Annotated in this window: 9 protein-coding genes; all 9 read right to left on the bottom strand. The window is 39.1% G+C overall.

Annotated elements, in window-relative coordinates; all coding sequences use genetic code 11:
- A partial coding sequence (locus RQ763_RS06300) for an aminopeptidase P N-terminal domain-containing protein (protein ID WP_314151824.1) occupies window positions 1–158 on the bottom strand: 158 nt, incomplete at its 3' end.
- Window positions 155–751 carry an ABC-type transport auxiliary lipoprotein family protein gene (locus RQ763_RS06295; protein ID WP_314151822.1) on the bottom strand — a complete coding sequence of 199 codons (597 nt, stop codon included), beginning with the start codon at window positions 749–751 and terminating at the stop codon, window positions 155–157. The genes RQ763_RS06295 and RQ763_RS06300, both read right to left, overlap by 4 nt.
- A complete protein-coding gene (locus RQ763_RS06290; RefSeq protein WP_314151821.1) occupies window positions 752–1,717 on the bottom strand; it encodes an MlaD family protein in 966 nt (321 codons plus the stop codon). It lies immediately after the preceding gene.
- Window positions 1,710–2,468 (bottom strand): ABC transporter ATP-binding protein, encoded by a 759-nt coding sequence (locus RQ763_RS06285; RefSeq protein WP_314151820.1) that lies wholly within the window; start codon window positions 2,466–2,468, stop codon window positions 1,710–1,712. The genes RQ763_RS06290 and RQ763_RS06285 overlap by 8 nt, the downstream gene beginning before the upstream one ends.
- A complete protein-coding gene (locus RQ763_RS06280; RefSeq protein WP_314151818.1) occupies window positions 2,468–3,589 on the bottom strand; it encodes an ABC transporter permease in 1,122 nt (373 codons plus the stop codon). Before RQ763_RS06280 ends, RQ763_RS06285 begins: the two co-directional genes overlap by 1 nt.
- Before the next feature lie 9 nt (window positions 3,590–3,598).
- Complete coding sequence (locus RQ763_RS06275; protein WP_314151817.1) at window positions 3,599–4,093, bottom strand: chemotaxis protein CheW; 495 nt, start codon at window positions 4,091–4,093, stop codon at window positions 3,599–3,601.
- Window positions 4,093–6,471 (bottom strand): chemotaxis protein CheW, encoded by a 2,379-nt coding sequence (locus tag RQ763_RS06270; RefSeq protein WP_314151816.1) that lies wholly within the window; start codon window positions 6,469–6,471, stop codon window positions 4,093–4,095. The genes RQ763_RS06275 and RQ763_RS06270 overlap by 1 nt, the downstream gene beginning before the upstream one ends.
- 10 nt (window positions 6,472–6,481) lie before the next feature.
- Window positions 6,482–7,423, bottom strand: coding sequence for a chemotaxis protein (locus tag RQ763_RS06265; RefSeq protein ID WP_314151815.1), 942 nt, complete (start codon window positions 7,421–7,423; stop codon window positions 6,482–6,484).
- Window positions 7,420–8,120: UDP-2,3-diacylglucosamine diphosphatase (locus RQ763_RS06260; RefSeq protein ID WP_314151814.1), on the bottom strand; the 701-nt coding region annotated here is incomplete at its 5' end. The genes RQ763_RS06265 and RQ763_RS06260, both read right to left, overlap by 4 nt.

The raw sequence follows: 8,120 nt of genomic DNA, 5'->3' as shown, positions 1-8,120 counted from the left end.
CCGCAAAGATAGTAGAAATTGCTATCTTGTCTATATGGGTGGTGTGTGTCATGAGAGCGTGTTGTCGGCTCGGCGCTAAATATGACTGCAACTGAACTCTCTGATATTTTTTTTAACAGAAGCTCTCTTCTTTTTTTATACTCCTGCTCTTTTATCATCTGCATGCTCCATCTAGCCACTCTATATTTTGCGACATTATCTCAGACAGAGCACTTTTAAAAGCCTCAACTCCACCCTTGGCATCAAGGCTCTTTGTCTCAACCCTTGATCTAAACGTCTTACTTCCAAGAACACTGTTTGTTTTAGCATCTATTAGCGATAGGTTTAAGATAACCTCAACATGAGACTCTTTAAGATCTTCGCTAAAAAATTGCATAAACTCCTCTATATTTGTCTCTAACATAAGAGTACTTTTTATTCTCGATTTTGAGGGGTGAACACTCTTAAAGAGTTCAGACTCTCTTATGCCCTTTAAAAGAACCAACTCCGTCATTTCGCTTGGTGACTCCTGCCACTGCGACTGCGTGTAAGCAAAAACTCTATTATTAGACTCCATATACTCCATTGTGTGTGAAGCTAGTGAGCTTGAGGCAAAAGCATTTGAAATCTTCAGCGACTTCTCTTTGCAGCCTAAAGCACTGCTATTTGTATTTAAATTATCTATTACGATGCTATACTGGGCAACTGAAGGCTTTATTGTCGTACAACCGTTTAAAAAAAACAGTGCTAATATTATTAAAATCGCTCTCATCTACTTCTCCCCCGGTCCTTTTTTGATCTCTTCTTGCGTAAACACTATATCTGCAGGACTTCTCTCATACCTGTTTATCGTCTCTTGGATCTTCAAAATGAGATTTTGCATATCAAGCAGAGCATTATTCATCGTAGGAACCATATCTCCGGTAATCTCTTTTATATTAAATTCACCACTCTCTATCGCTTCGCTAAAAGTATTTATTGAGTCTTGTATGCCCAAATAACTATTTTTTATAGAGTCAAATGCTGCAGAGATATTATCTTCGAATCTGCCGCTTTTGATTACAAGCTCATCAACTCTAGGTATTAGCATGTCAATTTTTTCAGATGCGCTTTTTAGATTTTTCATAGTTTGCCTAAAGTTTTGGGTCGTATTATCATCCAGCATACTGTTTATTTTAGAGATCATAAGAGTGCTGTTTTTAAGAAGAGTAGTTATCTCATCCTGATTTTTGTCACTAAGCAATCTACTGGTTTTTTGTAGTGTATCTGCAAGATCTTCAGATATATCTATAAATCTGTTCTCTAGTTTTATAAGAATAGAAGGCACGGATTTTATGACCGGATACTCCTCGTTCTCTTTAGCCCTAAGAGGTTTCGCATCTATATCGCCGTTAATGGTAAGGTTTATATAACTAAGCCCCGTAATTCCCTGAGAAGTGAGCTGAGCCTCCGTTGATGTCTTAATAGGGGTATCTTTTAGTATCTCCACTAAAACCTCAACCTGTTCGGAATTGCTTTTGCTAATACCGAGATTTACTACTTTTCCGACATTAAGTCCCTTGTATTTAACAGGAGCATCAAGATTAAGACCCAATACAGACTCGTTAAAATATATAGCATATCTCTGCATCTCAGACTCTTGCGTAGGCTTTAAAAGCCAATAGCCAAACAGAGCCATCCCTGCAATCCCAATAAGCACCAAAATTCCTATCACAACATAATTTACTCTGTTATTCATGAGATCCGACCTTATTTATGTTCATATTGAAAAAATTATTGATAAATTCACTGTTTACGCTGGATATATTTTTTAAATTCCCCTCGTAGACTATTTTTTTATTGTCAATTATAGCAAGAGAGTCGATTGTATCATAAACAGACTGTAAGTCGTGTGATACCATAACGACGCTAAGTTTCAGACTGTCGCGAAGTTTTAATATCAGAGCGTCAAACTCTTTTACGGAGATAGGGTCCAAACCGCTTGTAGGTTCATCCAAAAAAAGAAGCTCCGGATCCATAACAAGTGCGCGCGCAAGTCCTGCCTTCTTCTTCATTCCTCCGCTCAGTTGGGATGGATAAAGATTAGCGTCACTCTGTTGCAGTCCGACAATACTGATTTTAAACTCCACAATCTCATCAATCATAGTTTTTGAGAGGTCAGTATACTCTACAAGAGGAAGCGCGATATTCTCCCTTAAACTAAGTGATGAAAATAGTGCACCTGATTGAAACAGAACACCCCACTTTTGTCTAAGCTTTTGAGCGTCTCTGTATTGTATATTTTCAAGGTCGTATCCCAACACTTTAATGCTTCCGCCCTGAGGCTCATGAAGCATAACCATCTCTCTAAGAAGTGTTGTTTTTCCTGCACCGCTGGGTCCCATAATGCCGTAAATCTCGCCTTTTTTTATATTAAAGGTCAAGCCGTCATGAACTACTCTGTCATCAAAAACTGTTCTTAAATCTTTTACTTCTATTATATTTCTCATCATATCCCCAGTTTTGTCAGTACTATTGAGAAGAGCGCGTCACATATAATTACGGCGAATATAGCTTCGACAACACTCTTTGTCGTGTTAGTACCCAAACTTTGCGTGCTATCTTCAACGCTAAGCCCCCTGTGGATTGCTATAGAAGCTATTAAAAACCCAAAAAATGGTCCCTTTGCAATTCCTACAAAAAAATGTTTTGCCGCAATAACATCGTCGAATCTATCCAAAAAAAGAGTTGCGCTGATGCCCAAGTCTACACTGGCAATTATCATCCCGCCGATAACGCCCATGATATCGGCTACAAAGATGAGCAGAGGCACGACTATCATTAGCGCAAAAATTCTTGGAAGAATTAAAAACTTATATGGATTAAAGCCCATCGTCTTCATAGCATCAAGCTCTTGTGTGATTTTCATAGTGCCTATCTGTGCCGTATATGCAGAAGCACTTCTGCCGGCTATGACTATAGCTGTTATAAGAGGAGCAAGCTCTCTCAGTATTGATATGCCTAACATATCGACTATAAATATATTTGCACCATACATTTTCAACTGATATGCCGATTGGTATGCTACGACAACTCCTATCAAAAAAGTTGTTATAGCTACAATGCTCAAGGCTTTTACGCCGCTCTCATTGATCTCAAAAAGCATCTCTTTGTATCTGATGTTTTTCAAAGATGAGAGGTAATGAAAACTATGTGCAAAGAGTTCTCCCAAAAAGGCTATAAACTGCAGAAATAGCATCTGTTTAGCATAAACTACTCTCCCAAGCCTCTCTAAAACTCCTCGCTTTTTAGGCTCCTCTTTTTTGTCATATCTGCTTTTTTGCAGCTTTACTAAAGCAAGCATGCTTAACAGATCTTTATCATCACATAAAATTTCTGACTCTATATTCTCTGAGTGAAGCTTTTTTTCTAGATTATAGATAAATATGGCAGCAGCACTATCAAGCAAAACAACTTTTGCAAGGTCTAAGAGTACTGTTTTATCTTTTTCAAATTCAAGGGTATCGATTTTTTTTTGGATTTTTGAGATGTTATGCAGAGTTAGCTCTCCCCTGAAAATCAGGGAGAGTCCGTTGTCGGTGTAAGCAATGTCTAAAGATTGATTATACATAGCAAAGTATTAAAAATCTCTCTCTAGAAGTTTGTTTACTTTGAGTATTGTAATGATTCTATCCTCTTGTTTGCCGACACCGTCAATGAGTGTATCATCGCCGTTGGCAGTCTCGGGTGCAGGTCCTATTCTGGATTTTTTAATTCTAATTGCCATTGTAAGCCTGTCAATTACAAATCCCGCAATATCATCTCCGTGTCTCATAACTATAAATCTTGTATCTTCGTTATGCTTTTTAGGGCTGAGTCCAAATTTTAGACGCAAATCAATCAAAGGTATAACAGCACCGCGCATGTTAAAAACACCTACAACATACTTTGGAACCTGAGGAACTCTTGTCCACGGAAACGGCTTTATAATCTCTTGAATAGCCAAAATAGGAACTGCGTACTCCTCATCTCCGATTATAAATCCGACAAGCTGAACTACATCCTCGGAGTGATTAATGCCCTCCTGCTCTGCTCTGCTCTGTTTACTGATTATCTGTTTTAATTTTTCGCTCATTATAAAAACTCCGATCTAAAATTAATATTTCTCTGCACTACGCTTGAGAGATAGTCTGCTGAATATGGCTTGGTTATATACTCAATCATTCCAGACTCCACCCCTCTCATACGATCCGACTTACCAGTGCGTGACGTTACAGCGATAAGAGGCAGATTTTTATAACGGTTATATTTTTTAATCTCGGTTGCCAAAGTATATCCGTCCATTCTAGGCATCTCTATATCGATGAGCATCGCATCAAAACTATGGTCACCTTGCTTGAGTATGCTTAAAGCTTCCTGTCCGTCACCGGCTTCCACTAATGTAATGCCGGTAGCCTCTAACGCTTTTCTCATAATCATTCTGTCTGTTTTAGAGTCATCGACAATCATAACTGTATAATCACTTGCTTTTGTTTTTTCACGTGTCAACATTGCCGCATCAGATGTTGAGTCGGCTCTTGCTGATGTTTTAACATGCTTTGCCATCTCCATAATTGCGATAACGTCTACAATAAGCGTAACACCGCCATCACCGCGAATAGTAGCACCCGCAATTCCCTCGATGCCTTTTAAGAACTCTCCTAGAGATTTTATAACAATCTCCTCTTGACCGACAAGCGTATCTACTATAAGTCCTAGTTTGCTCGTTCCAAGACCCAGAACTACAACATAAGCGTACTCGCTTGAGTCCAGTATACGCTCTACTTCAAAAATATCTCCGATGTGAACAAGCGGGAGAACATCTTCACGAAGTCTCATGACCGAGCGACCCTCTACCGTATAGACCTCATCAGTGGATATTCTTACTGTCTCTAAAACAGATGCAAGCGGAATAGCATAGTGCTCCTCTTGAACACCGACTAAAAGCGCTTGAATAATTGCAAGTGTCAACGGAATTTTGAGCTTCATAGACGTTCCTACGCCAAGCTCACTGTCTATATCTATGATTCCGTTTAGTTTCTCAATGTTTGTTTTTACAACATCCATGCCGACGCCGCGTCCCGATACGTTTGTAACCTTTGCCGCCATTGAAAAACCAGGTCTGAAGATAAGAGTGAAAGCCTCTTTATCACTCATATTTTCAGCCTCTTTTTGAGTGATAATACCCTTTTCAAGCGATTTTTTCTTAAGCAGCTCTACATCAAGACCTTTTCCGTCGTCATCTATCTGGATAACAATCTGGTTCCCTTCGTTGTATGCTTTAAGCGTAATCGTTCCCGTCTCATTTTTGCCTTGCTCTGCTCTTATCTCAGGTATCTCAATTCCATGGTCACATGAGTTTCTTATGATGTGAACCAACGGATCGCCGACCTCTTCGACAATTGACTTATCCAGCTCAGTATCTTCACCGAATATCTCAAGCTCTATCTTTTTGTTAAGTTCACGGCTCAAATCGCGGATCATTCTAGGAAACTTGTTAAACACTTTGCCTATTGGAAGCATTCTTGTCTTCATAACCGCTATCTGAAGGTCGGTAGTGACAAGAGAGACAATCGAGACGACCTGATTTAACTCCTCTAAAAAGCTCTCCCCTTCATAACGCTCTTCAACATCATCATTTATCTTAATAAGTCTGTTTTTTGCAAGAACAAGCTCTCCAATAAGATTCATAAGGTGATCAAGTCTTTTAACATCTACGCGTATTGTCTGCTCAACAGTAGAGGTTTTTTTAGTGGGCGCTGCGGCTCTTGCATCATCAGAGGCATCTTCATCATGACTTATTGAAGCAGGTTTTGGCGCAGGAGTAACCGGTACCGGAGCTTTAGAAGCACTCTGTGGTAACTCATCTTCTGTCTCTTGCTCGCTCTCTTGTGATTGCTCATCTGCTGATGCCGATTTTGCCTCTCTTTTTGCTCTATCTTCTGCCTGTCTCTGCTCTAAAAGTCTCTCGATTTCTGCTTCAAGCTCATCGGCATCCATATTGTCATAGTCAGGTTCATCCTCTACTACGGCTTCTTCCTCTTTGGGAGCCAAAACCTCTTCTACGGCAGGAGCTTCAATCTCTGTGCCTCCCCTTGTACACTTATCAAGTCTGCCAACACAAGCCAAAACATCAATGCCTCCATCAGAACTGGTATCACGGATAATGACCAAAAGAGCTTTCATCAAGTCTATAGACTCCAGAACAACATCCATAACATCGGCATCTATTAACAAATCTCCGTGTCTTGCCTTGTTTAAAACATCTTCCATGTGATGAGTCAGATGTGTCAAAACGTCAAAATTTAAAAATGATGATGCACCTTTTATAGTATGTGCAACACGAAATATTCTATTTAAAAGTTCTAAATCTTGAGGGTTGTTCTCCAGCTCCACCAAATCCTGGTCTAACTGCTCAATAAGCTCGAAAGACTCGATTAAAAAATCTTGCAGTATCTCTTGAAATTCATCCATATTTTCACTCCTACTTCATATGAGCACGAACTATTCGTGCTATTTCATTATAAAATGCGCTTGCTTTAAACTTAACCAAATAAGCTTCACCGCCTGCTTCAACGCCTCTGTCCGCACTAAAATGGTCACTTATGGAAGAGTTAAAAACAATCGGTATATTGTTAAATCTGCCATCCTCTTTTGCGTTTGCCGCAAAATGAAAACCATCCATTCTTGGCATCTCCACATCTGAGATGATTATTTTTAAAGTCTCATGAAGATTATCGCCGTAGATCTCGTAAAGTTCATCAAGCTTCTGCAGTCCCTCTTTTCCGTCCATCGCCTCAAGAACATCAAACCCCATCTTAACAAGCGCTTCTTTTACTATTTTTCTAGCCGTAGAGCTGTCATCAAGAACAAGTGCTATCCCAGAAAACGCCTCATTTTCGGTCGTGTCAAATTGAGTGTCTGGCTCATATAGTCCCAAATCTTGTATAACACTCTCAAGGTCTAGTATAAGAAGAACATTGTCTCCCTCTATTTTTGTCACACCGGTAATCTTGCTGCCCTCAACCGTGGCACTGTCACTCATAAAAGATGCCGGCTCTATGTCAGCCCAGCTTATTCTTCTTATTCTTTTTGCTTCATGGACTATAAAGCCTATGAGAACGTTATTGAATTCCGTGATTATTACCCTTGCGTTTTTTTGTGCATTTTCAGGTGCTTTGATCTTCATCCACTTTGCCAAATTCACAACAGGAATAACAACGTTTCTTAGATCAAATATACCCTCTATGAACTCCGGTGTTCCGGGCAGTTCCGTTAAGTTTGGTAGTTTTATTATCTCTTTGACTTTTGAAACATTTACACCGTAAATGCCCTCGTAGACTCTGTCATCTTCTTGCTTAAAGATGCGAAAGTCCACAAGTTCCATCTCATTTGAGCCAACTTTTAGTGACCGTTCTGTATTCATGTATTAATTTCCTTTTGAGAAAATTTTTCCTGCAAAAAATGTATATTATCCTTAAATTCTACAATAAAATATCTTTGATTGCACGCAAAAGCACCAAGATTTATATAAATAAAATCTTTTAATTTTACTATTTTGTTCTGATGAAAATGCCCTTCTATAAAGTAGTCACAGCTATATTTACCCTCAAGCCTTTTAGCCATAAACTCCTCTAATCCTACAAACTCTTTGCAATCATTTTTCTCACCCAAATATAGGTCAAGTTTCTTCAATATATAGTGATTACTTAAAGAGTCAACAACTCTCAATAGTTTCAAAACAAAAGAGTTTCTAATAAGAGATGCGTATATTTTATACCCTAAATTACTCTCGATATCGCCGTGAGAGAGCAGAACTTTTTTCCCATCCATGCGGCACTCTACAGGTTGTGAGGAGATTGGAAAAACTTTAGCTTTTGGAAAAATAGTTGCAAGATTAAAGTCGTGATTTCCCTCTAGATATATCACCTCTGTATCTGAGGAGATCTCATTTATAAGAGTGATTGCCTCTTGGTAGATTTTATGGGTTTGGGGTATCTCTCCAAAAAGCGCATCAAATATATCGCCCATAAGAATGAGCTGGGGAGAGAGAATTTTTTTTGAATGGATATCTCTTAAAAACTCTAAAAAGTGAGGACGTTTGAGCGAATAGTGCGCGTCTG

The organism is Sulfurimonas sp., assembly GCF_032250635.1.
In the GTDB taxonomy this organism is placed as follows: Bacteria; Campylobacterota; Campylobacteria; order Campylobacterales; family Sulfurimonadaceae; genus Sulfurimonas.
This window is presented reverse-complemented; position numbering and strand designations above follow the sequence as displayed.